We start from the raw sequence: 24,215 nt of genomic DNA, 5'->3' as shown, positions 1-24,215 counted from the left end.
CCCGTTCTCCTTAAGATTTACGCGCGACGCGTTCGAGCAATGCCGTCAGCTCATCGAGCTTAGCAGAGAGTGTCTCAACGTCATGTTTAGACGGAATGCCGATACGATTCAAGGCACTGGCGACACGTGTGTCGAACGCCTTCTCGACCTTGTCCAGTTGGACTTCGACCCGGCCTTTGAAAGAGCTGACTTCGCTCTTGGCTTCATCGATCTCGGCGTTGGCCGCTTCGAGTTTTTCGGTGACGGCTTTTTTGCCTTTCTTTTCAACGGTTTGACCAGCCTTGATCAACTCCTGAAAGTACTCGCTGCCCTCCTGACCGACCTTGGTGTAGGCACCCAGGCCTGCCAGCCAGATCTTGCGGGCATAGGATTTGACGTCGCTCAGGGCAGAAGTCGAGGCGTCGATTTTTTTCTTCAAAATAACTTTGGCCATGGTGCACCTCACGCGCAGAAGGTTTGAGGAACTGCCCTGACGAGTGTCGGGCTCAGGCACAAAGTAGGGAGAAAAATTAGAAACGGCACCCTAACAACTGACATAAAAGGCAGGTGCACCACAAAACAAATGTGGGAGCGAGCTTGCTCCCACAGGGGGATTTCATTTCAGGCAGAAATCAGACCAAGGCTTTGTCGAGCGCCTTTTCGATCTCGGCTTTGATCATGCCGCTCATGGCCGACATCATCAGGCCCAGTTCCACGTCCACCCGGATCGAATCCTCGGCCACATGCACCGCGCCCTTCACGCCCGAACGCTTGAGGTTCAGGACATCGCCCGACCACTGCGGCTCCAGGCCATATTGATCGGAGAGTTTCTGCGCCAGTTTGTCGGCTTTCTCGCGGGCCGCTTCCTTGCCCAGGCTGTGGGCACGCTCAACACTGATATGGGCCATTGAATGACTCCTGCTTTTTGAATGGGGCTATGAATGCCTGCAACGAATCTTGACCGCCACTGCGGCAAATCGTCCCGAAGGTTGCCCATCTTACCTTTAGCCATTCCAAGACAAAGCATGGCTTGGGGATTAGAATGTCGCGCATTCTCTTTTGGTGACAGCGATATGACTGATCAGCGCAAAGGCAGCGATGCCGAACCCACCACTCACTTCGGCTTCAAAAACGTTCCGGAAAGCCAGAAAGCGGAAAAAGTCGCTGAGGTGTTCCACTCCGTGGCCGCCAAGTACGACCTGATGAACGACCTTCTGTCGGGCGGCATGCACCGTCTGTGGAAGCGCTTCGCAATCGAACTGTCGGGCGTGCGCGCCGGCAACCGCGTGCTGGACATCGCCGGCGGCACCGGCGACCTCACCAAAAAATTCTCGCACCTGGTCGGCCCGACCGGTCAGGTGGTGCTGGCCGACATCAACGAATCCATGCTCAAGGTCGGTCGTGACCGCCTGCTGGATGTCGGCGTGTCCGGCAATGTCGAGTTCGTCCAGGCCGACGCTGAAAAACTGCCGTTCCCGGACAACCATTTCGACTGCGTGACGATCGCCTTCGGCCTGCGCAACGTGACGCACAAGGAAGACGCCCTGCGCTCGATGCTGCGCGTACTCAAGCCGGGCGGCCGCCTGCTGGTGCTGGAATTCTCCAAGCCGACCAACGCGCTGATGTCCAAAGCCTACGACGCCTACTCGTTCGCCTTCATGCCGCTGATGGGCAAGCTGATCACCAACGACTCGGAAAGCTATCGCTACCTGGCCGAATCGATCCGCATGCACCCGAATCAGGAAACCCTGAAGTCGATGATGGTCGACGCCGGTTTCGACCGCGTGACCTATCACAACATGACCGCAGGCATTGTCGCCCTGCACCGCGGCATCAAACCCTGATGCTGCTGACCGGGCTGCTCGCCAGCGTCGAACTCGGCCTGAACCGCGTGCTGCGTCTCGACAGCACGGCGCTGCCGCGACTGGCGCACCTGACCGGCAAAGTGATTGCCGTGGATTGCCGCAGCCCGGCGCTGCAACTGTTCATCCTGCCGAGCGACGAAGGCCTGATGCTGGCGTCCCGTTGGGAAACCGGCGTCGACTGCACCCTGCGCGCCCCGGCCTCGAGCCTGGTGAAACTGGCCCTGAGCAAGGACAAGACCGCGGTGCTGCACGCACCGGAAGTCGAACTCGACGGCGACAGCGGCGTGCTGCTGGAGCTGGCGGGCGTGCTGCAGGACCTCGAGCTGGACTGGGAGTACGAACTCTCGCGCTGGCTCGGCCCGGTCGCCACGCAACTGGTCGGTGGTCACCTGCGCAGCCGCGCCCGCTGGTATCAACAAGGATTTGCCAGCCTCAACCAGAACCTCGCCGAATACCTGGCCGAAGAATCGCGCACCCTCGTCGGGCAACGCGAAGCCGAAGCCCGTTTCAGCGAACTGGACCGGATCAAACTCGATCTGGAACGTCTCGAGGCGCGCTTCGAGCGCCTTTCCCGATCCCTCGACCCAAGCGATAACGCATGAAGCTGCTCGCCGTCCGCCGTCTGTTGCGCATCCAGCGCGTCGTGATCCGCTACCGCCTCGATGATCTGCTGTTCGATCTGCCTTTGCCGTGGTTCCTGCTGGCGCTGCGCTACGTTCTGCCGTGGCGCTGGTTCCCGCGCAAGCCGCTGGACCTGAGCCGCGGCGCACGCCTGCGCCTGGCCTTGCAGGACCTGGGGCCGATCTTCATCAAGTTCGGGCAGATCCTTTCGACCCGCCGCGACCTGCTGCCGGAAGACATCGCCGATGAGCTGATGCTGTTGCAGGACCGCGTGCCGCCGTTCGATTCGCAGTTGTCGGTCAAACTGATCGAAGAGCAACTGGGCAAGAAGATCAGCGAAGTGTTCAGCCGTTTCGACGTCGAACCGCTGGCCTCGGCCTCGGTGGCGCAGGTACACGCCGCGCAACTGAAGACCGGCGAAGAAGTCGTGGTGAAGGTGATCCGCCCCGGCCTCAAACCGATCATCGCCCAGGATCTGGCGTGGCTGTTCATCCTCGCCCGCGCCGCCGAGAAGGTCTCCGCCGACGCCCGTCTGCTGCACCCGGTGGACGTGGTCAGCGACTACGAAAAAACCATCTACGACGAACTCGACCTGTTGCGCGAGGCGGCCAACGCCAGCCAGTTGAAACGCAACTTCGAAGGCTCGCCGCTGCTCTACGTGCCGCAAGTCTATTGGGACTGGTGCCGGCCGAAAGTGCTGGTGATGGAGCGCATCTACGGGATTCAGGTGACGGACCTGGCAACCCTCGCCGACCAGCGCACCGACATGAAGATGCTTGCCGAACGTGGCGTGGAGATCTTCTTCACCCAGGTATTCCGCGACAGTTTCTTCCACGCCGACATGCACCCGGGCAACATCTTCGTCAGCACCGTCAACCCGTGGAGCCCGCAGTACATCGCGATCGACTGCGGCATCGTCGGCAGCCTGACCCCGGAAGACCAGGATTACCTGGCGCGCAACCTGTTCGCCTTCTTCAAGCGCGACTACCGCCGCGTGGCGCAATTGCATATCGATTCGGGCTGGGTACCGGCGGAAACCAAGCTCAATGAATTCGAAGCGGCGATCCGTACTGTGTGCGAACCGATCTTTGAAAAACCATTAAAAGATATTTCATTTGGCCAGGTGCTGATGCGCCTGTTCCAGACCGCGCGCCGCTTCAACATGGAAGTGCAGCCGCAACTCGTATTGCTGCAAAAGACCCTGCTGAACATCGAAGGCCTGGGTCGTCAGCTGTACCCGGACCTCGATCTGTGGAACACCGCGCAGCCGTTCCTCGAACGCTGGATGCGTGAGCGCGTCAGCCCGAAAGCCTTGCTCGGCAACGTCCAGAGCCAGTTCGAACAACTGCCGCACCTGGCCAACATGGCTCGCGATCTGCTCGAACGCATGTCCCAGCCCCACGCCAACGACCCGCCGCCGCCGTGGAAAAAACGCAAGGACGACTGGTTCCTGCGCCTGCTCGGCTGCGCCCACCTGGCGGGCGGTACGATCCTCGCCGCCGGGGGCCCGTTGCACGAACTGGGGCATTGGCCCGCCGGGATCATGGTGGCAGTCGGCTTGTATCTGGTCGTTCGCCGATAGCCAGTTCCGTGATCGGCTGGCACACTGTTTCAACGCCTGAACCCGACTATTGAAGTGTGGGTTCGCTGTCGGAGTCGAAGATGAAAAACTGGCTGGACGAGATCAAGTGGGACGCCGATGGCCTGGTGCCGGCGATTGCCCAGGATCACAAGACCGGACGCGTATTGATGATGGCCTGGATGAACCGCGAAGCCCTGGAGCTGACCGCGGCGGAAAACCGTGCCATCTATTGGTCACGTTCCCGTGGCAAGCTGTGGCGCAAGGGCGAAGAGTCCGGCCACGTACAGACGCTGCATGAAATGCGTCTGGACTGCGACGCCGACGTCATCATCCTGATGGTCGAACAGATCGGCGACATCGCTTGCCATACCGGCCGTCAAAGCTGCTTCTACCGCGTCTTCGAAAACGGCGACTGGAAAACGGTCGACCCGGTCCTGAAAGACCCGCACGCTATTTACTCCGCAGGACACAAACATGAGTGACACCCTGACCCGCCTCGCTCAGGTGCTGGAAGAGCGCAAGGGCGCACCCGCCGACAGCTCGTATGTCGCCAGCCTGTATCACAAGGGTCTGAACAAGATTCTGGAGAAAGTCGGCGAAGAGTCGGTCGAAACGATTATTGCCGCCAAGGACGCCGCCGTCAGTGGCGACTGCAGTGACGTGATCTACGAGACCGCCGACCTGTGGTTCCACAGTATGGTCATGCTCGCCCAACTGGGGCAGCATCCACAGGCAGTGCTGGATGAACTGGATCGCCGTTTCGGCCTGTCCGGACACGTCGAGAAAGCCTCACGTCCGTCCGCCTGAACAACTTCAAGAGAGGAACAGCAACATGGGCATTTTTGACTGGAAACACTGGATCGTCATCCTGGTGGTCGTGGTACTGGTGTTCGGTACCAAGAAACTGAAAAACCTCGGCACCGATGTTGGCGAGTCGATCAAGGGCTTCCGTAAAGCCATGAACGACGACGAAAAACCGGCCGATCCGACCGTCACGCCTGCACAGCCGGTGCCACCGGTACAGCCGCAAGCCACCGCTCAGGCCAACCCGCCGCACACCATCGACGTGCAGGCGCAGAAAGTCGAAGAGCCGATCCGCAAAGACGTGTGAGCACTGACTAATGTTTGGTATCAGCTTCTCTGAACTGCTGCTCGTCGGCCTCGTTGCCCTGCTGGTGCTGGGCCCCGAGCGTCTGCCGGGTGCTGCGCGCACCGCCGGCCTGTGGGTCGGACGGCTGAAGCGCAGCTTCAACGCGATCAAACAGGAAGTTGAGCGTGAAATCGGTGCCGACGAAATCCGTCGGCAACTGCACAACGAGCACATCCTGTCGCTGGAACAGGAGGCGCGGAAGATTTTCACGCCGGTTCAGCAGGAGCCGACGCCGGTCGAGCACGTGGGTGAGCAGACGATTCATGCGCCTGCCGCCACGACGCCAGCTGCACCAGTTGTAGCGCCGACCGGCTCTGCGCCTGCTGTTGCAGAAAACTCGGTCGAACACGTAGCTCCCACCGCCGCGCCGACTACACCAGCGCCTCACGACCCAACACTGCCGCCGCGAGCCCCATGAGCGATCTCCCCGAAAACGACCAGCACATGCCGCTGGTTTCGCACCTCACCGAGTTGCGCACCCGCCTGCTGCGTTGCGTCGCGGCGATCTTCATCATCTTCGCCGGGTTGTTTGCCTTCACCCAGCAGATCTACACCTTCGTCTCGACGCCGCTGCGTGAATACCTGCCGGCCGGCGCGACGATGATCGCCACCGACGTGTCGTCGCCGTTCCTGACGCCGCTGAAGCTGACAATGATGGTCTCGCTGTTCCTGGCGATTCCGGTGATCCTGCATCAGATCTGGGGCTTCATCGCGCCAGGCCTGTACAAACATGAAAAGCGCGTCGCAGTACCGTTGCTGATCTCCAGCATCCTGCTGTTCTACACCGGCATGGCGTTCGCCTACTTCTTCGTGTTCCCGCTGATCTTCAAGTTCTTCGCCTCGGCCACCCCGGCCGGCGTGGAAATGATGACCGACATCACCAGTTATCTCGATTTCGTCATGACGCTGTTCTTCGCCTTCGGCGTGGCGTTCGAAATCCCGGTGGCCGTGGTGCTGCTGGTGTGGATCGGCGTGGTCGACGTCAAATACCTGAAGAAGATCCGTCCGTACGTGATCATCGGCTGCTTCGTGGTCGGCATGATCCTGACCCCGCCGGACATCTTCTCCCAGACCCTGCTGGCCGTGCCGATGTGGATGTTGTTCGAAGTCGGCATCCTGTTCGGCAGTCTGGTCAGCAAGCGCGAGCGCCCGGAAGAAACCGCCGACGATCACAACGACCAGCCGCCAGCGACTCAGCCATGAACCTGCTGCTGCTCGAAGAAGCCGACTTCATTGCGGCCGACCGCGTCGTGCTGCGTGATCGGCGCCTGACCCATATGCAGGAAGTCCACCGCTCGGAAGTCGGCGACAGCCTGCGGGTCGGGCGCATCAACGGCTTGATGGGCTCGGCCGAGTTACTTCGTCTGGAAGCAGGCGAAGCTGAACTGCGAGTCACCCTTGATCAGCCTCCGCCGGCCAAACTGCCGCTGACCCTGGTGCTCGCCCTGCCACGTCCGAAGATGCTGCGCCGGGTGTTCCAGACCGTGGCGACCATGGGCGTGTCGAAGGTGATTCTGGTCAACAGCTATCGCGTCGAGAAGAGTTTCTGGCAGACGCCGTTTCTTGAGCCGGAAGCGATTCGCGAGAATCTGATCCTCGGCCTCGAACAGGCCCGGGATACGGTGCTGCCGGAGATCATCATCGAGAAGCGCTTCAAGCCGTTCGTCGAAGACCGCCTGCCGGCCATCACCGACGGCACCCTCGGTCTGGTCGGCCATCCGGGCAACTTCCCGCCCTGCCCCCGCGCCCTCAGCGAACCGGTGACCCTGGCCATCGGCCCCGAGGGTGGCTGGATTCCCTACGAAATCGACCTGCTGGCCAAGGCCGGGTTGCAACCGGTGCAGCTGGGCGAGCGTATTCTGCGGGTCGAAACCGCCGTCACCGCGCTGCTCGCCCGACTGTTCTGAGCACTGCTGTTCCGAGCAATTAGCCAGACAAATCGCGTTACAGATTGCCATCATTCGGCCGATACACTCTCCATAAGTCCAATTAGTGGTCCGAGGGGAGTTGTCGCATGTACCGTTGGTTAGCCGAGAATCTTGGAAACGTCAGCGTCAAACGCAAGCTGGGAATCGGTTTCGGCCTGGTGCTGCTGCTGACGCTGTTGATCACCTTTACCGGCTGGACCGGCATGAGCGGCATCATCAGCCGGGGCGACAAGCTCGGGTTCATCTCCAGCCTCAACGAGCTGACCAAAGACCTGCGCCTGGCGCGCCTGGACTATGAAGCCCGCCGAGGCGAACAAGGCCCCGGCGCGGTCAACGACCTGCTCGGCAAACTCGACAGCGGCCTGCAAAGCGCCCGCGGCATGATCGAGCAACCGTCCGACGTGGCCATGATCGATCAGCAACTGGCGGCAGTCGCCGAGTACAAACGCGCCTTTGGCGACATGACCCAGGCCACCGTGCAGCGTGAAGACGCCCGCAGCAAACTCGGCGCCAGCGCCGACAACGCCGTGGCCAAGGTCAGCGAAGTGGAGAAATCCCTGCTGCAAGGCGACAGCGTCGCGCAATTCAACAGCGTGATCGAACTGAGCAAACTGCTGCAGCAGGCGCGCTATCAGGTGCGCGGCTACACCTACAGCGGCAAGGCCGACGCCGAACAACCGGCGCTGGACGCCATCGCCGCCGCCCTGAGCAATCTGGAAAGCCTGCCGAGCAAACTGCCCGAGCAACACATCGCCAACCTGCAACAGGCCACCGAATCGCTCAAGGCTTACCGCGCCGCCGTCAGCCAGTTCCGTGACTCTCAGGTGAACAACGCCAAGGCGCAGGCTCGCATGTCGGCCCAGGGCGACATCCTGCTCGACGTCAGCAAGAAACTCACCGAATCCCAGACCATCGTCCGCGACACCGACGCCGCGCACGCCAAAAACATGCTGCTGATCGCCACCCTGCTGGCCGTCGCTTTCGGCCTGCTCGCGGCCTGGGCAATCACCCGCCAGATCATCATCCCGCTGGAACAGACTCTGAAGGTCGCCGAGCGTGTGGCCGCCGGTGACCTGACCCACAACCTCGTATCCCTGCGCCGCGACGAGCTCGGTCAACTGCAACGCTCGATGCAGAGCATGACCCAGGGCCTGCGTGAATTGATCGGCGGGATCAGCGACGGCGTGACCCAGATCGCCAGCGCCGCCGAAGAACTGTCCGCCGTGACCGAGCAGACCAGCGCCGGGGTCAACAACCAGAAAGTCGAGACCGATCAGGTCGCCACCGCCATGAACGAAATGGCCGCCACCGTGCAGGAAGTCGCGCGCAACGCCGAGGAGGCTTCGGAAGCGGCCGTCGCAGCTGACCAGCAGGCCCGTGAAGGCGACAAGGTGGTTGGCGAGGCCATTGCCCAGATCGAACGTCTGGCCGCCGAAGTTGGCCACTCCACCGAGGCCATGGGCGAGCTCAAGCGCGAAAGCGACAAGATCGGCAGCGTGCTCGACGTGATCAAGTCCGTGGCCCAGCAAACCAACCTGCTGGCTCTCAACGCCGCCATCGAGGCCGCCCGAGCCGGTGAAGCCGGACGTGGTTTCGCGGTGGTCGCCGACGAAGTCCGCAGCCTGGCCCAGCGCACCCAGAAGTCCACGGAAGAGATCGAAGAGCTGATCGTCGGCCTGCAAAACGGCACCCAGCAAGTGGCGACGATCATGGACAACAGCCGCACCCTGACTGACAGCAGCGTCGAGCTGACCCGTCGTGCCGGCGGTTCGCTGGAAAGCATCACCCGCACCGTCTCGGCAATTCAGGCGATGAACCAGCAGATCGCAGCAGCGGCCGAGCAGCAGAGCGCCGTGGCCGAAGAGATCAACCGCAGCGTGCTGAACGTGCGGGATGTGTCAGACCAGACCTCGGCGGCCAGTGAAGAGACGGCGGCCTCCAGCGTCGAGCTGGCGCGGTTGGGCACTCACCTGCAAACGCTGGTGGGCCGGTTCAAGGTTTGAGGTGATGCGCAGACCTCGGTTCGCTGTGGACCGAGGTGATGCTATCGCTGGCAAGTCGAATCGTCGCACCGCAGCTCCCACAGGGTTTGTAGTCGACCACGAAGTTTGTGTTCAACCCCATTAACTGTGGGAGCTGGCTTGCCAGCGATGGCGTCCGGGAGGACGCCGCAGTTAGAGGACTTGCCGCAGGAACGCCTGGGCTCGCGGATCCTTCGGTGCATCGAAGAAATCCGCCGGCGAGGCGTCTTCCAGCAGTTTGCCGTGATCGAAGAACAGCACCCGATCCGCCACTTCACGGGCAAAACCCATTTCGTGGGTAACGCAAACCATGGTCATGCCTTCCACGGCCAGGTTCTTCATCACGTCCAGCACTTCACCGACCATTTCCGGGTCGAGGGCCGAGGTCGGCTCGTCGAACAGCATGACCTTGGGGTCCATCGCCAGCGCCCGGGCAATCGCCACGCGCTGCTGCTGACCACCGGACAGGCGCGACGGGAATTCGCGGGCCTTCTGGGCGATGCCGACCTTCTCCAGCAGCGCCAGGGCCTTGGCCTCGCTTTCCTTCTGGCCGCGCTTGCGCACGACTTTCTGCGCCAGGCACAGGTTTTCCAGCACGGTCATGTGCGGGAACAGATTGAAATGCTGGAATACCATGCCGACTTCGCGGCGGTAGGCGTTGACGTCGGTTTTCGGGTCGGCCAGTTGCAGGCCGTCGATGCTCACCGAGCCGGAATCGAATTCTTCCAGACCATTGAGGCAACGCAGGAAGGTCGACTTGCCGGAACCGGACGGGCCGATCACCACCAGCACTTCACCCTTGGCGACGGACGTGCTGACGTTATCCACCGCGCGCACCACTTGCCCACGGGTGTCGAAGACTTTTACCAGATCGCGGACTTCAATCACTTTGCGCGAGCCTCCGCTCAAGCCGGCTGGCGATTTTCGACAGCGGCAGGTTGATCAACAGGTACAGGCCGGCGACGCAGAACAGGATCTCGAACGGCGAGAACGACGTGGTGATGACTTCACGACCGCTTTTCAGCAGCTCAGTGATAGCGATCACCGACACCAGCGAAGTGTCTTTGACCAGACTGATGAACTGCCCGGCCAGCGGTGGCAGCACGCGTTTGAACGCTTGCGGCAGCACCACATGGCGCATCGACTGGCCGGCACTCAGACCCAGCGAGCGCGCCGCTTCGTTCTGGCCACGGGCAATCGACTGCACACCGGAACGGATGATTTCCGCCACGTAGGCACCGGTGAACAGCGACAGCGCGGCGATCCCGGCGAACTCCCGGGACAGGTTCATCACCGTGCCGATGAAGAAATAGAAAATGAAGATCTGCACCAGCAGCGGCGTGCCGCGCACCAGTTCGACATAGATCGTCGACAGGTCGCGCAGGGTCGGGTTGCTCGACAGCCGGCACAGTCCGGTGGCCAGACCGATCAGCAGACCCAGCACGCCGGACACCACCGACAGCCAAAGCGTGGTCCACAGGCCCCACAGCAGCGGACCCGCCGCCCAATGCCGGGTCACGCCCACGACGTCGCCTTCGGCCACATCGTCGCCCTGAGCGAATTGCAGGCTGTTTTCGTCGACGGTCAGGTGTTGCTCGTCACCGGCATCGTTGCGCAGGGTGACCTGCGCGCTGCCGCCCTTGCGCACCAGTTCGCTGACGGTGGAAATGTCGGTCGCGCGCTGAGTTTCCTCGGCCTGGTAGGCGAAATACTGCGGCACACGGTTCCAGCGCCATTCGTAGGACATCAGCGACGTGGCGTAATACAGCGCGCCAGCCAGGCCGACCAGCACCAGCACGGTCAGGACGTGCCAGGGCCATTGGGCTTTTTTCTGTTTCATTGGATTTGCAGGTTCCGAATTCTGTGTCGCCAGGAAGGCCTCTTCGCGAGCAAGCTCGCTCCCACAAGGGACCGGGTCAGACACACCGGTCACTGTGGGAGCGAGCTTGCTCGCGAATGGGGCGACTCGGTCTATATGACCGAGTTATTCCATGTCCTTGAGCCACTCGGTGCTCTTGAACCACTTGTCATGGATGCGATCGTAGGTGCCGTCTTCGTGGATCTGGTGCAGGAAGTTGTTGATGAAGTTGATGCTGTCGTAGTCACCCTTCTTCAGACCGAAGGCCAGCGGCTCGTAGGTGAACGGCTTGTCGAGGAACACCAGTTTGCCGGCGCCGACCTTGTTCACTGCAACGACGTTGTATGGCGCGTCGTAGATGAAGGCGTCAGCCTTGCCGTTGACCACGTCGAGCACGGCTTCCTGCTCGTTGTCGTAGCCGTGGTACTTGGCCTTGGAGATCAGCTTCTTGGCGACCATCTCGCCGGTGGTGCCGAGCTTGGAGGTGATGCGGTAGTCGGCGGTGTTCAGGTCCTTATAGGTCTTGATGGTGCCTTCCAGCTCCTTGCGGATCAGCAGGGTCTGGCCGACCACAATGAACGGTTCGCTGAAGTTCAGGCGCAGGTTGCGTTCCTGGGTCAGGGTCATACCGCTGCCGATCATGTCGAACTTGTCGGTCATCAGCGCCGGGATGATCCCGTCGTAGCCGGTGGAGACCAGCTCCAGCTTGACGCCCATGGCCTTGGTCATGGCTTTGAGGATGTCGACTTCGAAACCGATGATTTCGCCGCGCTTGTTGGTCATCTCGAACGGCATGTAGGTCGGATCCATGCCGACTTTCAACGAACCGCGCTTGACCGCGTCATCGATCGCGCCGGCCTGCGCCGCATTGACTGCAACCAGTGCCGTGACGCCGACCAGCAGCATCGACAGATACTTCTTCATCTTCAAGTCCCCAAAACCATTGCGTTTGCGGCGCTAAAACCGACAGAAATGGACAAGATTGTCCGGGTGCGCCAATTCGGGGACGGATGCTAACGCACTCGTCCGTTTGCACAAGGTTTTTTGATCGGTTGGTGCCGGATGGGACGCAGAGCGTCCCGGGCTGCATTCCCACGCAGAGCATGGGAACGAGTGATCCGCGTCGGTAATCGGCAGGCAAAAAAAACCCCGCTTTCGCGGGGTTCTTCATCAGGCCGGTTGCGCCTGCAAGCTCACAGGCTTGAGCGGCAGCAGCGGCGCATGGGGATCAGCTTTCACCGAAGCCCGCCATGCGTCCAGCCACTCGGCGTGGCCTTCGGCCCATACCTGCTCGTGCAGACGGGCCAGGGCCACCGGGTCGCTCAGCAGTTGCAGACGATCATGGTTGTTCAGCCCGGCCGGGCCGACCTTGATCGCGTGACGCACACGTTCCTGGCGCAGCCATTCGATCGGCTCGGCCTCACCGTGACGCGAGGTCGCCAGCGAGCACGCCAGGGCGTTCTGCTGTGGATCGACCACGGCGCGGACGAAGCCGTCGTTCAGTGCATGCCAGCGGTTTTCGTGGGTGTACTGATCGGTGGCCAGCAGCGCCTGTGGCGGATTGTATTCCTCGGGGATGAGGAACAGGCTCTCGTCACGGGATTTGAGGCCCAGACCGACGCGGCTGGAAATCACCGACACCGGAATCGACAGCATCAGCGAACCGACGATCGGCACCAGCCACCACAGGAAGCTCGGGTTCAGCCAGATCACCAGCAGCGCCCAGAAGAAGCCCAGCAAGGTCTGCGGACCGTGGCGCTTGACCGCTTCGCTCCATGGCGTCGAGTCGTCGTCACGCTGCGGCGAGTTCCAGGTCGCGGCCCAGCCGAGGAACGCGGCCAGAACGAAACGGGTGTGGAAAATCATCCGCACCGGCGCCAGCAGCATGGAGAACAGCATCTCCAGCAGCATCGACAGGGTCACCTTGAACTTGCCGCCGAACTCTTTCGCGCCTTTGGCCCAGATCAGGATGATGCTCAACAGCTTCGGCAGGAACAGCAGCACGATAGTCGTCGAGAACAGCGCGATCGCCTTGTCCGGGTGCCATTGCGGCCACAGCGGATAGAGCTGACGCGGTTCGAGAAAGTACTGCGGCTCCATCAGCGTGTTCACCGCCAGCAGCGCGGTGGACAGCACCAGGAAGAAGAACCACAACGGCGCCGACAGATAAGACATCACGCCGGTCAGGAACACCGCGCGGTGCACCGGGTGCATGCCCTTTACCAGGAACAGGCGGAAGTTCATCAGGTTGCCGTGGCACCAGCGACGGTCACGCTTGAGTTCGTCGAGCAGGTTCGGTGGCAGTTCTTCATAGCTGCCCGGCAGATCGTAGGCAATCCACACGCCCCAGCCGGCACGGCGCATCAGCGCGGCTTCAACGAAGTCGTGAGAGAGGATCGCACCGGAGAACGCACCCTTGCCCGGCAACGGCGCCAGGGCGCAGTGGTCGATGAACGGTTTCATGCGGATGATCGCGTTGTGACCCCAGTAGTGGGATTCACCCAGCTGCCAGAAGTGCAGGCCGGCCGTGAACAGCGGACCGTACACACGGGTGGCGAACTGCTGCATGCGTGCATACAGCGTGTCCATGCCCGAAGCGCGCGGCGCGGTCTGGATGATGCCGGCGTCCGGAGTGGCCTCCATCAGGCGCACCAGACTGGTCAGGCACTCGCCGCTCATCACCGAGTCGGCGTCGAGCACGACCATGTACTTGTAGTCACCGCCCCAGCGACGGCAGAAGTCGTCGAGGTTGCCGCTCTTGCGTTTGACGCGACGGCGACGGCGGCGATAGAAGATCTTGCCGAAGCCCTTGGCTTCGCGGCAGACGTCCAGCCAGGCCTGCTGCTCGGCAACGCAGATGTCGGTGTCGTTACTGTCGCTGAGGACGAAGAAGTCGAAACGGTCCAGGTCACCGGTAGCGGCGACCGACTCGAAGGTCGCGCGCAGACCGGCGAACACCCGAGGCACATCTTCGTTGCAGATCGGCATCACCAGTGCGGTGCGCGCGTCCTTCGGAATCGGCTCGTTGCCGGCACTTTTACCGGAGATCCGGTATTTATCGTGGCCGGTGAGCAATTCAAGGAAGCCCATCAGCGCGGTCCAGAAACCGGCCGACACCCAGCAGAACAGAATCCCGAACATGATCAGGATGCTGGTCTGCAGCGCATACGGCAGCACTTGCGTGGCGGTTTGCAGCAGCGGTTGATGCAGGACTTCTTCCAGATCGACGAACGACCAGCCCTGGTACGGCATGATGCCTTTCATGTACCAGCCGGCGACGATGGTCTGCCCCAGCATCAGCAGCAACAGAATGTAGCGACGGATCGAACCGACCGTGCGCCAGCGCGCCGCCGGCAGCACATTTTCGTCTTTCGGCGGTTGCGGCGGGTTGGTCCGGCCGGTCAGGCGGCGCCAGCCACGCACCAGAATGTTGGTGCGCCACGGCTCCGGCACGACCTTGGTCCGACGGATCGGCGGCGTGGCCTTCATGCTGACCCGGCCGCTGGCGTCGAGCACCAGCATTTCCGCGTCTTGCAGCTCTTCGGCGGTGCTCAGGATCAGACGCTTGCCCACCGAAGCCTGGGCGGCTTCGGTCGGTGCGTCAAAGGTCTTGGACGACAGGCGTTCATGCAATTCGCTGAAGGACTGGCAGCCCGCGAGTTCCGCGCGCTGCTCGTCGGTCATCGGCAGATGCGCCAGGTACTCGGACAGAGTCTCTGGCTGTACTTGAGAGTTACTCATCGGCAGGCAACTGATAGCTCCAGGTCTCGGTCAGGACTTCTTCAGTCGGTGCCGATTCCGGTGTGGCTGGGGCCGCGTCCGCAGCGGCTGGCTGCTTGGCGTCTTTGTTGGCCTTGTCCTTGGCATCTGCAACCGGCTTGGCGTCGGCCTGTTTGGCCTCGGCGGCCTTGGCTTCCTTGTCGGCTTTCTCTTGTTGCTTGGCGGCAACCTTGTCGGCCTTGGCCACCGACGAGTTGGACGTCGGCACCGAAGACTTGGCCAGATCAGCGGTGACCACTGGCTGCACCAGGGCAGCGCGCATCTCGGTGGACTTGCTCGCGTCCTTGATCTTCATCCGCAGGGTCAGGCGCCAGCCCTTGGTTTCCGGGTTGTAGCGCACGCTGTTCTCGACCAGTTCGGCGTTGTCGCCGACGCTGACCTGGCTGCGAACGTCCGCATCCGGGGCCAGGGCCGCCAGGGACGGGCCTTCGAAGTCGACCAGGTAGGCAACGCTGCCATCCGGCTGACGGATCAGGTTCGATTGTTTGACGTCACCCGTGGAACGCAGGGTCTGGTTGACCCAGGCGCTGTCCGGCGCGTGCAGCGCGGCTTCATCGATGGTCCAGTGCATGCGGTAGGCGAAGTCCAGCGGCTGGCCAGGCTCCGGCAGTTTTTCCGGGCTCCAGAACGCAACGATGTTGTCGTTGGTTTCGTCGGCGGTCGGGATCTCGACCAGATCGACGGTGCCTTTGCCCCAGTCGCCCTTCGGCTCGATCCAGGCGCTTGGGCGCTTGTCGTAGCGGTCATCGAGGTCTTCGTAGTGGCTGAAGTCACGGCCACGTTGCAGCAGACCGAAACCACGCGGGTTCTCGACGCTGAAGTTGCTCACGGCCAGGTGTTTCGGGTTGTTCAGCGGACGCCAGATCCACTCGCCATTGCCGGCATGGATCGACAGACCGCTGGAGTCGTGCAGCTCACGACGGTAGTTGAGCACTTTCGACGGCTGGTTGGCGCCGAACAGGAACATGCTGGTCAGCGGCGCGATGCCGAGCTTGCCGACCTTGTCACGCAGGTACATCTGGCCCTTGACGTCGACGATGGTGTCGCTGCCCGGACGCAGGATCAGACGGTAGGCGCCGGTCGCACGTGGCGAGTCCAGCAGGGCGAAGATCACCAGGTGCTTGTCACCCGGCTTCGGCTGCTGAATCCAGAACTCGCGAAAACGCGGGAATTCTTCGCCGGAAGGCAAAGCCGTATCAATCGCCAGGCCACGGGCCGACAGGCCGTAGGTGTGACCCTTGCCGACAACGCGGAAGTAGCTCGCGCCCAGCATGGTCATGATTTCGTCTTGCTTGTCAGCCTTGTTGATCGGGTACAGCACACGGAAACCGGCGTAGCCCAGTTGTTCGGTGGCCTTCGGATCGAACTGCAGGTCGCCGAAATCGAAACGGCTTGGATCGTATTTGATCTCTTCGACGGTGTTCGCGGTGATTTCGTTGATTTTCACCGGCGTATCGAAGTGCATGCCCTGGTGATAGAAGGACAGCTTGAACGGGTTCTTCTGGTCGGCCCATTCGGCTTTTTCGGTGCGGAAACGAATCTTCTGATAGTCCGCGAATTTCATTTCACGGAATTCGTTCGGCAGGTTGCTGCGCGGGGCTTCGAACTTCTGCCCGGCCAACTCTTTGGCCTTGGCCGACACATCGTCAAGATTGAATGCCCAAAGCTGACCGGCGCTGAGCAGGCAGAGTACTGCCGAGCCCGCTACCAGAGCGCTGCGCAAGCGTTTGGCAGACAATTTTGCTGCATTACAGGGACTAACAATCACGAGCAACCCTCGCCGAAAACAGATCAATAAACCAACGGCCAGATGAAGTGCCTGTGAGGGATTCGGTACAAAAAAACCGACCTTTCAGGGCACCCTTGCCAAGTTGGCGAGCATTGTTCCGACTCCGCTGGGTCAAAATGATTCCCCAATCGGATCCGGACAAGTCTCTACCTAAGTCAAAATGGACCAACGAACGCTGATCCCCGTAGCGCGCGATTATCTAGTAGCCCGCGTGACAACGCATCAGGGGTAACAAAGTATTTATCGCGAAAATTCCCTGTTTTCAGTCGAAAAGCCCTTAAAAAGATGTTTCAAGCGCTTTCATGTCTGTAACAGGAAGGTTACCGGGCCATCGTTGACCAGGTGCACCTGCATATCCGCGCCGAATCTACCTGATGCCACTGTGCCATGCATCTGTTTCGCTTTGCTTAATAGATAGTCGAATAATTCTTCGCCCAGCGCCGGAGGGGCGGCGGTCGAGAAACTCGGACGCAACCCGCTTTTGGTGTCGGCGGCGAGGGTGAACTGAGAGACCAGCAGCAACCCGCCACCCACATCCGCCAAGGACAGATTCATCTTGCCCTCGGCGTCACTGAACACCCGATAGTTAAGCAGCTTATGCAGAAGTTTGTCGGCGCTGGCCGGCGTGTCGTCGGGTTCGACCGCCACCAGCACCAGCAAACCCTGATCGACACTGCCGACCACCTCGCCCGCCACTTCGACCCGCGCGCCTTTCACGCGCTGCAACAGACCCTTCATGCTTCTTCGGGCGGCAGGTCAAGCAGACGACGGGCCATATTGCTGGCGGCGCGCACCAGCGCATCGGTGATACCCGGCTCCGAGGCGGCGTGGCCGGCATCGCGGATCACCTGCAGCTCGCTGTTCGGCCAGGCCTGATGCAGTTCCCAGGCGTTGTCGAGCGGGCAGATCACGTCGTAGCGACCATGAATGATCACGCCCGGCAGATGGGCGATCTTGCCCATGTCGCGGATCAGCTGGTTTGGCTCAAGGAACGCATTGTTGGTGAAGTAGTGGCATTCGATCCGCGCAATCGACAAGGCGCGCTGCGGTTCGGAGAAACGATCGACCACCAGCGGATTCGGACGCAGGGTCGCGGTGCGCCCTTCCCAGGTCGACCAGGCCTTGGCCGCGTGCATCTGGGCGATCTGGTCGTTGCCGGTCAGGCGCTTGTGGAAAGCGCTGAGCAGGTCGTCGCGCTCGTCCAGCGGGATTGGCGCGAGGTAGTCCTGCCAGTAATCGGGGAACAGACGGCTGGCGCCGGCCTGGTAGAACCATTCGATTTCCTGCGGGCGGCAGAGAAAGATCCCGCGCAGGATCAGCCCATGCACGCGCTCCGGGTGGGTCTGCGCGTAGGCCAGCGCCAGGGTTGAACCCCAGGAGCCGCCGAACAGCACCCATTTGTCGATGCCCAGGTGTTTGCGGATGCGCTCGAGGTCTTCGACCAGATCCCAGGTGGTGTTGTTTTCCAGGCTGGCGTGGGGCGTGGAGCGACCGCAGCCGCGCTGGTCGAAGGTGACAATGCGATACAGGTTCGGATCGAAGTAGCGGCGACTCTGGGCGTCGCACCCGGCGCCGGGACCTCCGTGAATGAACACCACCGGCAAGCCTTCCGGTGAACCGCTTTCGTCGACGTACAGCGTATGGGTGTCATCGACGGCCAGATCGTGCCGTGCGTGAGGTTTGATCTGCGGAAACAAAGTCTGCATTGCGCGCTCCGTAAGGGGTCGAGGTCATCCCTGGGGGGACTTCTATTATTCTGCCGTCCGGCATCATAAACCCGATTTACGTCAATGAGCATGCCCGCGCGCCGTCACAATTTGTCAGCCATGAACCCCAGCAGGTTTTCGTAGAGACGATCGACCTCGGCGACCTCATGCCGCGCCCGCAGGCAACCGTGAACCAGCCCTTCGCCGTAGTACAGCGCCGCGTCGACGCCCGCTGCGTTCAGCCGCTCGGCGTAGCACACGCCATCGTCACGCAGCGGATCGAACTGCGCCACGGCAATCCAGGCCGGGGGCAAACCGCTGAAGTCCCCGGCCAGCAACGGCATCGCATAAGCGTTCGGCTTCACGGTGCCGCGCAGGTACAGGGCGTGATAACAATCGACATCGCTGCTGGCGAGCAACGGCGCATCGGCGCATTCGCTGCGTGACGCCAACTGCTCGTCGCCCCCCAGCCCCGGATAGATCAAGACCTGCGCGCCCGGCAGCGGCTCGCCGGCATCGCGCAGCGCCAGGCACAGCGCCGCCGCCAGATTGCCCCCGGCACTGTCGCCCGCCACCAGCATCCGTCCGGGATCAAACCAGAACGGCCCGCTGCGCAACGCGCGCCAGACGCTCAGGCAATCCTCGAAACCGGCCGGGAACGGATGCTCCGGCGCCAACCGGTAATCCACCGCCACTACCATCGCCCCGACGGCCATGGCCAGCTCGCAGCAGATGAAGTCATGGGAATCCAGCCCGCCGACCACCCAACCGCCGCCGTGCAGATACAGCACGCATGGCCAGCCACTGGCCGATGGCCGGACAGGCGGGCGATACGAGCGCACCGCCACCTCGCTCAACTGGAAATCCACCACCTCCAGACCCGCCGGCCGTTCGGGCGTGAAGGCGCGGCACATGGCGTCATAGGATTTGCGCAATCCGCTGAGGCTGCTGTCATCGCTGGCAAAGCTTTCGGTTCTGGCGACGAACGCCGCCATCGACGGCGAGAGTGGATAAGTGCCCATCAGTTTTTCAGGCTGGCCTGGACCGTGGCCACGCCGTCCTTGCCGTCAAAACTGCTGACACCCGCCAGCCAACGCTGCAGATCTTCCGGATGTTCACGCAGCCAGGTTTTCGCCACGTCCTGCGGTGTCTTGCGCTCCATGATCGGCACCATCAACTGGCTTTCCTGGGCGGCGGTGAACGTCAGGTTTTCCAGCAGTTGATGGACGTTCGGGCAGCGCTCGGCGTAGTCCGGCGCGGTGACGGTGGAAACGGTGGCGGCACCTTCGTTCGGGCCGTAGACGTCTTCGCTGCCGGTCAGGTAGGTGATCTTCATGTTGATATTCATCGGGTGCGGGGTCCAGCCGACGAACACCACGAATTCCTTGCGGTTCACCGCCCGCTGCACGGCGGCGAGCATGCCGGCCTCACCGGATTCGATGATCTTGAAATCCTTCAGACCGAAATGGTTGGTTTCGATCATCGTCTTGATCGTGGTGTTGGCGCCGCTACCGGGCTCGATGCCGTAAATCTTGCCACCGAGCTGATCCTTGAATTTCGCGATGTCGCCAAAGGTTTTCAGCCCTGCCGCCGCCACGTAGTCCGGAACCGCCAGAGTCGCCTGGGCGTCGGCCAGGCTGGGCTTGTCCATGACCTTGACCTGATTGGCGGCGAGGAACGGCGCGATGTTCTTGTCCATCGCCGGCTTCCAGTAGCCGAGGAAGATATCGAGGCGCTTGTCGCGGATACCGGCGAAGATGATTTGCTGCACGGCGCTGGTCTGTTTGCTTTCGTAGCCGAGGCCGTTGAGCAGCACGTCGGCCATGCCGCTGGTGGCGATCACGTCGGTCCAGTTGACCACGCCCATGCGCACGGTTTTGCAGGATGCATCGTCGGAAGCCATGGCGCCGGCGCTGAGCAGCGCACTGCCGGTAAGGATTAACGCACAACGAGTGAACAGTTTTTTCATGTGGGATCGTCTCGTGCGGCAGCGGGTTATTGTTCGGATCGGTGTCTTCTTGCACCGTGGCCGAAACATTACGCAGCAGACGAGCGGGAAAAGCGAACTGAGGCGACGGGGATTTGCACGGTGGCGACTGTTTGGTTCCACCCCCCAGCTAGATCGTTCCCACGCTCCGCGTGGGAATGCAGCCCGTGACGCTCTGCGTCACTGGACGCGGAGCGTCCCTAGAGGCATTCCCACGCGGAGCGTGGGAACGATCAGAGTCAGCAGAGGGTTACGCGTTGTAGTGGGATTTGCCCCAGACGAGCAGCCCTTGCAGCAGTTCCTTCAACACCACCCGCGTCGGCTCCGCCAGATCGGCGCGGTAGCGGAACGGTTCGAACTCTTCCATGTAGGTGCACTGGCCCAGCTCCAGTTGCACGGCGTGGATGTTCCCGGCCGGGTTGCCGTAGTGACGGGTGATATGGCCGCCCTTGAAGCGTCCGTTCAGCACATGGCTGTAATCGGCGTGGCGGGCGCAGATCGCTTCCAGTTGTGTGGCCAGTTGCGGGTCGCAACTGGCGCCGTTGAAGGTGCCGAGGTTGAAGTCCGGCAGCTTGCCGTCGAACAGGTGCGGGATGATCGAGCGGATCGAATGCGCATCGAACAGCAGCGCGTAACCGAACTCGGCCTTCAGCCGCGCCAGCTCTTCCCGCAAGGTGCGGTGGTACGGCGTCCAGATCTGCTCCAGGTACGTCGCACGCTCTTCTTTCGACGGCTCCTGCCCGTCCTTGAACAACGGAATGCCATCGAACAGCGTCGCCGGGTACAGACCGGTGGTGGCGCCGGCATACAACGGCTTGTCGTCGGACGGCCGATTCAGGTCGATGACAAACCGCGAGTATTCGGCCGCCAGGGTGCTGGCGCCCAGTTCGGCGGCGAAGTCGTAGAGCTGCGGAATGTGCCAGTCGGTGTCCGGCAGGCTTTTCGCGTCCGGGATCAACCCGGCCTCGACCGCCGGGGTCAGGCGCACACCGGCGTGGGGCATGCTGATCAGCAGCGGCACGCGACCTTGTTTGAAGTTCAGAACCTTATCCACAACCGCTCTCCTACAGACTTGATTCGACGCCGTGACGCACGACGCGTTTATCCAGTTCACCACCCAGCCAGTACGCCAGATCCGCCGGCCGGTCGATCTGCCAGGCAACAAAATCCGCGACCTTGCCGGCTTCCAGCGAGCCGTGGGACTCGGCCATGCCCAAGGCTTGCGCCGCATGAATCGTGGCGCCGGCCAAAGCTTCTTCCGGGGTCATGCGGAAACAGGTGCAGGCCATGTTCAGCATCAGGCGCAACGACAGCGCCGGCGAGGTGCCGGGGTTGAGGTCGCTGGCGATGGCGATTTTCACTTTGTGTTTGCGCAGGGCTTCCATCGGCGGCAACTGGGTTTCGCGCAGGAAGTAGAACGCGCCCGGCAGCAGCACCGCGACGGTGTCGGATTCGGCCATGGCGATGGCGTCGGCTTCGTCCATGAACTCCAGGTGATCGGCGGACAACGCGTGATAGCGCGCAGCGAGGCTGGAGCCGTGCAGCGACGACAATTGCTCGGCGTGCAGTTTCACCGGCAGGCCGAGTTTTTGCGCGGCGATGAACACTCGCTCGACCTGTTCCGGGGAGAACGCCAGGTATTCGCAGAACGCATCGACTGCATCCACCAGCCCTTCGGCAGCCAGGGCTGGCAGCATTTCGGCGCAGATGTGATCGATGTAGTCGTCGGCGCGATCCTTGTATTCCGGCGGCAGCGCGTGGGCGGCAAGACAGGTGCTGCGCACGCTGATCGGCAGTTCGGCGGCGAGACGGCGGATGACCCGCAGAATCTTGCGTTCGCTGGCCAGATCAAGGCCGTAGCCGGACTTCATTTCGACCGTGGTCACGCCGTCGCGCATCAGGCTTTTCAAGCGCTTGGCGGCGCTGGCGAACAGTTCGTCTTCCGAGGCTTCGCGGGTGGCACGCACGGTGCTGGCGATGCCGCCGCCTGCTGCGGCGATCTCGGCGTAGCTGACGCCTTGCAGGCGCTGCTCGAATTCGCCGCTGCGGTTGCCGCCGAACACGGTGTGGGTGTGGCAGTCGATCAGGCCGGGAGTGACCCACGCGCCTTGCAGGTCATTGACCGCCGGGTATTCGCCTGACGGCAATTGGCTGCGCGGGCCGATCCACTCGATGAGTGCACCGGACGTCACGATGGCCGCATCCTCGATGATCGAGTAGACGCCTTGCGCCATGGTTGCGACGTGGCAGTGTTGCCAGAGGGTTTTCATCCCAAGTCCTCGTCTTGTTCAAAATCGTATCGCTGGCAAGCCAGCTCCCACAGGTATTGCGTTGTCCCTGTGGGAGCTGGCTTGCCAGCGAAAGGGCCCTTACAGGCTAGGCAAAAGCTTGGCTGGAACCAGTTCGGTCAGGCACCGCGAAGCCAGCAGTTCGGTCGCGGCATTGATGTCCGGCGCGAAGAAGCGGTCCTTCTCGTAGAACGGCACTTCGCGACGCAGAATCCCTCGGGCCTGTTCCAGTTTGGCCGAGGTCTTCAGGCCGTTGCGCAGGTCCAGACCCTGCACCGCCGCCAGCCATTCCACCGCGAGAATCCCGCGGGTGTTCTCGGCCATTTCCCACAGGCGCTTGCCGGCAGCCGGGGCCATCGAAACATGGTCTTCCTGGTTGGCGGAGGTCGGCAGGCTGTCCACCGAATGCGGATGGGACAGCGCCTTGTTTTCGCTGGCCAGGGCCGCAGCGGTCACCTGGGCGATCATGAAGCCGGAGTTCACGCCACCGTTAGCCACCAGGAACGGCGGCAGTTGCGACATGTGCTTGTCCATCATCAGCGAGATACGACGCTCGCTCAGGGAACCGATTTCAGCAATGGCCAGGGCCATGTTGTCAGCGGCCATGGCCACCGGTTCGGCGTGGAAGTTGCCGCCGGAAATCACGTCGCCTTCGGCCGCGAACACCAGCGGGTTGTCGGATACGGCGTTGGCTTCGACAGCCAGCACTTCGGCAGCCTGACGGAACTGGGTCAGGCACGCCCCCATGACTTGCGGCTGGCAACGCAGCGAGTACGGGTCCTGAACCTTTTCGCAGTTCTGGTGCGAGTCGGAGACTTCGCTGCGCTCGCCCAGCAGATCGCGGTAAGCGGCAGCGGCGTCGATCTGGCCTTTCTGGCCACGGGCGGCATGGATACGTGCGTCGAACGGCGAACGCGAGCCGAGCACCGCTTCGACCGTCAGACCACCCAGCGCCAGTGCGCCGGCGAACAGGTCTTCACCTTCGAACAGACCGCGCAAAGCGAATGCGGTGGACACCTGAGTACCGTTGAGCAGCGCCAGACCTTCTTTGGCGGCCAGCGTCAGCGGCGTCAGACCGGCGACTTTCAGCGCTTCGGTCGCTTCCATCCACTCGCCCTTATAGCGCGCCTTGCCCTCGCCCAGCAGCACCAGAGACATGTGCGCCAATGGCGCGAGGTCACCGGAGGCACCGACCGAGCCTTTCAACGGAATGTGCGGGTAAACCTCGGCGTTGATCAGGGCGATCAGCGCATCGATCACCACACGACGGATACCGGAGAAACCACGGCTGAGGCTGTTGACCTTGAGCACCATGATCAGACGCACCAGCTCGTCGCTGATCGGCTGGCCGACGCCGGCGGCGTGGGACAGCACCAGCGAGCGCTGGAGGTTTTCCAGGTCTTCGCTGGCGATGCGGGTCGAGGCCAGCAGGCCGAAACCGGTGTTGATGCCGTAGGCGGTGCGGTTTTCCGCGAGGATCTGCTCGACGCAGGCCACGCTGGCTTCGATCTGCGCGCTGGCGCTGTTGTCGAGGGTCAGCTTGACCGGGTTCTGATAGACGTCACGCAGTTGGGCCAGGCTCAGTTGGCCGGGGATCAGATTCAGCGCAGTCATTTTGTGCTCCTTTTGAGAGTTTATTGTTAACTCGCCAGACGCTCCGG

Annotated in this window: 24 protein-coding genes and 1 pseudogene; 11 read left to right on the top strand and 14 right to left on the bottom strand. The window is 62.0% G+C overall.

Features of this window, described 5'->3' with window-relative positions; all coding sequences use genetic code 11:
* Nucleotides 1-10 precede the first annotated feature (10 nt).
* Nucleotides 11-433: a phasin family protein gene (locus IHQ43_RS02065; protein WP_039772451.1), complete on the bottom strand. Its 423-nt coding sequence runs from the start codon at nt 431-433 to the stop codon at nt 11-13.
* A 178-nt stretch (nt 434-611) separates the two neighbouring features.
* Entirely contained in the window at nt 612-887 is a 276-nt protein-coding gene (locus IHQ43_RS02060; protein WP_007952417.1) for a polyhydroxyalkanoic acid system family protein, read from the bottom strand.
* 165 nt (nt 888-1,052) lie between these two features.
* On the opposite strand from IHQ43_RS02060, the gene ubiE reads away from it, so the two are divergent.
* From ubiE to IHQ43_RS29745, 11 genes and pseudogenes are all read left to right on the top strand, one after another.
* On the top strand, nt 1,053-1,823 hold the full coding sequence (gene ubiE / locus IHQ43_RS02055; protein ID WP_007952418.1) for a bifunctional demethylmenaquinone methyltransferase/2-methoxy-6-polyprenyl-1,4-benzoquinol methylase UbiE: 771 nt from the start codon (nt 1,053-1,055) through the stop codon (nt 1,821-1,823).
* Complete coding sequence (locus IHQ43_RS02050; RefSeq protein WP_039772453.1) at nt 1,823-2,446, top strand: ubiquinone biosynthesis accessory factor UbiJ; 624 nt, start codon at nt 1,823-1,825, stop codon at nt 2,444-2,446. The genes ubiE and IHQ43_RS02050 overlap by 1 nt, the downstream gene beginning before the upstream one ends.
* Complete coding sequence (gene ubiB / locus IHQ43_RS02045; RefSeq protein ID WP_192563204.1) at nt 2,443-4,047, top strand: ubiquinone biosynthesis regulatory protein kinase UbiB; 1,605 nt, start codon at nt 2,443-2,445, stop codon at nt 4,045-4,047. Before IHQ43_RS02050 ends, ubiB begins: the two co-directional genes overlap by 4 nt.
* A gap of 80 nt (nt 4,048-4,127) precedes the next feature.
* Nucleotides 4,128-4,529: a phosphoribosyl-AMP cyclohydrolase gene (hisI, locus tag IHQ43_RS02040; protein WP_007909357.1), complete on the top strand. Its 402-nt coding sequence runs from the start codon at nt 4,128-4,130 to the stop codon at nt 4,527-4,529.
* Nucleotides 4,522-4,854: a phosphoribosyl-ATP diphosphatase gene (locus tag IHQ43_RS02035; protein ID WP_192563203.1), complete on the top strand. Its 333-nt coding sequence runs from the start codon at nt 4,522-4,524 to the stop codon at nt 4,852-4,854. The genes hisI and IHQ43_RS02035 overlap by 8 nt, the downstream gene beginning before the upstream one ends.
* A gap of 25 nt (nt 4,855-4,879) precedes the next feature.
* Nucleotides 4,880-5,158: a twin-arginine translocase TatA/TatE family subunit gene (locus IHQ43_RS02030; RefSeq protein ID WP_007952423.1), complete on the top strand. Its 279-nt coding sequence runs from the start codon at nt 4,880-4,882 to the stop codon at nt 5,156-5,158.
* Between the two features lie 10 nt (nt 5,159-5,168).
* Nucleotides 5,169-5,615, top strand: a complete 447-nt coding sequence (tatB, locus tag IHQ43_RS02025) for a Sec-independent protein translocase protein TatB (protein WP_192563202.1) — start codon at nt 5,169-5,171, stop codon at nt 5,613-5,615.
* Entirely contained in the window at nt 5,612-6,400 is a 789-nt protein-coding gene (gene tatC / locus IHQ43_RS02020) for a twin-arginine translocase subunit TatC (protein WP_007952425.1), read from the top strand. The genes tatB and tatC overlap by 4 nt, the downstream gene beginning before the upstream one ends.
* Nucleotides 6,397-7,104 carry a 16S rRNA (uracil(1498)-N(3))-methyltransferase gene (locus IHQ43_RS02015; protein WP_192563201.1) on the top strand — a complete coding sequence of 236 codons (708 nt, stop codon included), beginning with the start codon at nt 6,397-6,399 and terminating at the stop codon, nt 7,102-7,104. The genes tatC and IHQ43_RS02015 overlap by 4 nt, the downstream gene beginning before the upstream one ends.
* A gap of 107 nt (nt 7,105-7,211) precedes the next feature.
* A pseudogene (locus IHQ43_RS29750) lies at nt 7,212-8,273 on the top strand (methyl-accepting chemotaxis protein); the annotation flags it as partial.
* Entirely contained in the window at nt 8,256-9,128 is an 873-nt protein-coding gene (locus tag IHQ43_RS29745; RefSeq protein ID WP_371807397.1) for a methyl-accepting chemotaxis protein, read from the top strand. The pseudogene IHQ43_RS29750 and the gene IHQ43_RS29745, both read left to right, overlap by 18 nt.
* Nucleotides 9,129-9,299: 171 nt before the next feature.
* Here IHQ43_RS29745 and IHQ43_RS02005 read toward each other — a convergent pair whose 3' ends face one another.
* From IHQ43_RS02005 to hutH, 12 genes are all read right to left on the bottom strand, one after another.
* Nucleotides 9,300-10,034 (bottom strand): amino acid ABC transporter ATP-binding protein, encoded by a 735-nt coding sequence (locus IHQ43_RS02005; RefSeq protein WP_192563199.1) that lies wholly within the window; start codon nt 10,032-10,034, stop codon nt 9,300-9,302.
* The gene (locus tag IHQ43_RS02000; RefSeq protein ID WP_007952431.1) at nt 10,027-10,986 is read right to left on the bottom strand and encodes an amino acid ABC transporter permease; all 960 of its coding nucleotides are present in this window, start codon (nt 10,984-10,986) and stop codon (nt 10,027-10,029) included. Before IHQ43_RS02000 ends, IHQ43_RS02005 begins: the two co-directional genes overlap by 8 nt.
* A 144-nt stretch (nt 10,987-11,130) precedes the next feature.
* Complete coding sequence (locus tag IHQ43_RS01995; protein ID WP_192563198.1) at nt 11,131-11,928, bottom strand: transporter substrate-binding domain-containing protein; 798 nt, start codon at nt 11,926-11,928, stop codon at nt 11,131-11,133.
* A 246-nt stretch (nt 11,929-12,174) separates the two neighbouring features.
* Nucleotides 12,175-14,745 (bottom strand): glucans biosynthesis glucosyltransferase MdoH, encoded by a 2,571-nt coding sequence (gene mdoH / locus IHQ43_RS01990; protein ID WP_192563197.1) that lies wholly within the window; start codon nt 14,743-14,745, stop codon nt 12,175-12,177.
* A complete protein-coding gene (locus IHQ43_RS01985; protein ID WP_179692948.1) occupies nt 14,738-16,552 on the bottom strand; it encodes a glucan biosynthesis protein G in 1,815 nt (604 codons plus the stop codon). Before IHQ43_RS01985 ends, mdoH begins: the two co-directional genes overlap by 8 nt.
* A 321-nt stretch (nt 16,553-16,873) precedes the next feature.
* Nucleotides 16,874-17,311 (bottom strand): D-aminoacyl-tRNA deacylase, encoded by a 438-nt coding sequence (gene dtd, locus IHQ43_RS01980; protein ID WP_064592873.1) that lies wholly within the window; start codon nt 17,309-17,311, stop codon nt 16,874-16,876.
* Nucleotides 17,308-18,279 (bottom strand): prolyl aminopeptidase, encoded by a 972-nt coding sequence (gene pip / locus IHQ43_RS01975; RefSeq protein ID WP_169428482.1) that lies wholly within the window; start codon nt 18,277-18,279, stop codon nt 17,308-17,310. Before pip ends, dtd begins: the two co-directional genes overlap by 4 nt.
* Nucleotides 18,280-18,383: 104 nt before the next feature.
* Nucleotides 18,384-19,301 (bottom strand): alpha/beta hydrolase, encoded by a 918-nt coding sequence (locus tag IHQ43_RS01970; protein ID WP_192563196.1) that lies wholly within the window; start codon nt 19,299-19,301, stop codon nt 18,384-18,386.
* A complete protein-coding gene (locus IHQ43_RS01965) occupies nt 19,301-20,248 on the bottom strand; it encodes a choline ABC transporter substrate-binding protein (RefSeq protein ID WP_192563195.1) in 948 nt (315 codons plus the stop codon). Before IHQ43_RS01965 ends, IHQ43_RS01970 begins: the two co-directional genes overlap by 1 nt.
* A 268-nt stretch (nt 20,249-20,516) precedes the next feature.
* Nucleotides 20,517-21,320, bottom strand: coding sequence for an N-formylglutamate deformylase (hutG, locus tag IHQ43_RS01960; RefSeq protein WP_192563194.1), 804 nt, complete (start codon nt 21,318-21,320; stop codon nt 20,517-20,519).
* Between the two features lie 10 nt (nt 21,321-21,330).
* Nucleotides 21,331-22,536, bottom strand: coding sequence for an imidazolonepropionase (gene hutI, locus IHQ43_RS01955; protein ID WP_192563193.1), 1,206 nt, complete (start codon nt 22,534-22,536; stop codon nt 21,331-21,333).
* A 99-nt stretch (nt 22,537-22,635) separates the two neighbouring features.
* A complete protein-coding gene (gene hutH / locus IHQ43_RS01950) occupies nt 22,636-24,168 on the bottom strand; it encodes a histidine ammonia-lyase (protein ID WP_192563192.1) in 1,533 nt (510 codons plus the stop codon).
* Between the last annotated feature and the right edge of the window lie 47 nt (nt 24,169-24,215).

It is taken from the genome of Pseudomonas gozinkensis (assembly GCF_014863585.1).
In the GTDB taxonomy this organism is placed as follows: domain Bacteria; phylum Pseudomonadota; class Gammaproteobacteria; order Pseudomonadales; family Pseudomonadaceae; genus Aquipseudomonas; species Aquipseudomonas gozinkensis.
This window is presented reverse-complemented; position numbering and strand designations above follow the sequence as displayed.

Coding starts and splice junctions, on each gene's coding strand:
- IHQ43_RS02065 (WP_039772451.1), bottom strand. CDS start 433: ATGGCCAAAGTTATTTTGAAGAAAAAAATCGACGCCTCGACTTCTGCC.
- IHQ43_RS02060 (WP_007952417.1), bottom strand. CDS start 887: ATGGCCCATATCAGTGTTGAGCGTGCCCACAGCCTGGGCAAGGAAGCG.
- ubiE (WP_007952418.1), top strand. CDS start 1,053: ATGACTGATCAGCGCAAAGGCAGCGATGCCGAACCCACCACTCACTTC.
- IHQ43_RS02050 (WP_039772453.1), top strand. CDS start 1,823: ATGCTGCTGACCGGGCTGCTCGCCAGCGTCGAACTCGGCCTGAACCGC.
- ubiB (WP_192563204.1), top strand. CDS start 2,443: ATGAAGCTGCTCGCCGTCCGCCGTCTGTTGCGCATCCAGCGCGTCGTG.
- hisI (WP_007909357.1), top strand. CDS start 4,128: ATGAAAAACTGGCTGGACGAGATCAAGTGGGACGCCGATGGCCTGGTG.
- IHQ43_RS02035 (WP_192563203.1), top strand. CDS start 4,522: ATGAGTGACACCCTGACCCGCCTCGCTCAGGTGCTGGAAGAGCGCAAG.
- IHQ43_RS02030 (WP_007952423.1), top strand. CDS start 4,880: ATGGGCATTTTTGACTGGAAACACTGGATCGTCATCCTGGTGGTCGTG.
- tatB (WP_192563202.1), top strand. CDS start 5,169: ATGTTTGGTATCAGCTTCTCTGAACTGCTGCTCGTCGGCCTCGTTGCC.
- tatC (WP_007952425.1), top strand. CDS start 5,612: ATGAGCGATCTCCCCGAAAACGACCAGCACATGCCGCTGGTTTCGCAC.
- IHQ43_RS02015 (WP_192563201.1), top strand. CDS start 6,397: ATGAACCTGCTGCTGCTCGAAGAAGCCGACTTCATTGCGGCCGACCGC.
- IHQ43_RS29745 (WP_371807397.1), top strand. CDS start 8,256: ATGCAGAGCATGACCCAGGGCCTGCGTGAATTGATCGGCGGGATCAGC.
- IHQ43_RS02000 (WP_007952431.1), bottom strand. CDS start 10,986: ATGAAACAGAAAAAAGCCCAATGGCCCTGGCACGTCCTGACCGTGCTG.
- IHQ43_RS01995 (WP_192563198.1), bottom strand. CDS start 11,928: ATGAAGAAGTATCTGTCGATGCTGCTGGTCGGCGTCACGGCACTGGTT.
- mdoH (WP_192563197.1), bottom strand. CDS start 14,745: ATGAGTAACTCTCAAGTACAGCCAGAGACTCTGTCCGAGTACCTGGCG.
- dtd (WP_064592873.1), bottom strand. CDS start 17,311: ATGAAGGGTCTGTTGCAGCGCGTGAAAGGCGCGCGGGTCGAAGTGGCG.
- pip (WP_169428482.1), bottom strand. CDS start 18,279: ATGCAGACTTTGTTTCCGCAGATCAAACCTCACGCACGGCACGATCTG.
- IHQ43_RS01970 (WP_192563196.1), bottom strand. CDS start 19,301: ATGGGCACTTATCCACTCTCGCCGTCGATGGCGGCGTTCGTCGCCAGA.
- IHQ43_RS01965 (WP_192563195.1), bottom strand. CDS start 20,248: ATGAAAAAACTGTTCACTCGTTGTGCGTTAATCCTTACCGGCAGTGCG.
- hutI (WP_192563193.1), bottom strand. CDS start 22,536: ATGAAAACCCTCTGGCAACACTGCCACGTCGCAACCATGGCGCAAGGC.
- hutH (WP_192563192.1), bottom strand. CDS start 24,168: ATGACTGCGCTGAATCTGATCCCCGGCCAACTGAGCCTGGCCCAACTG.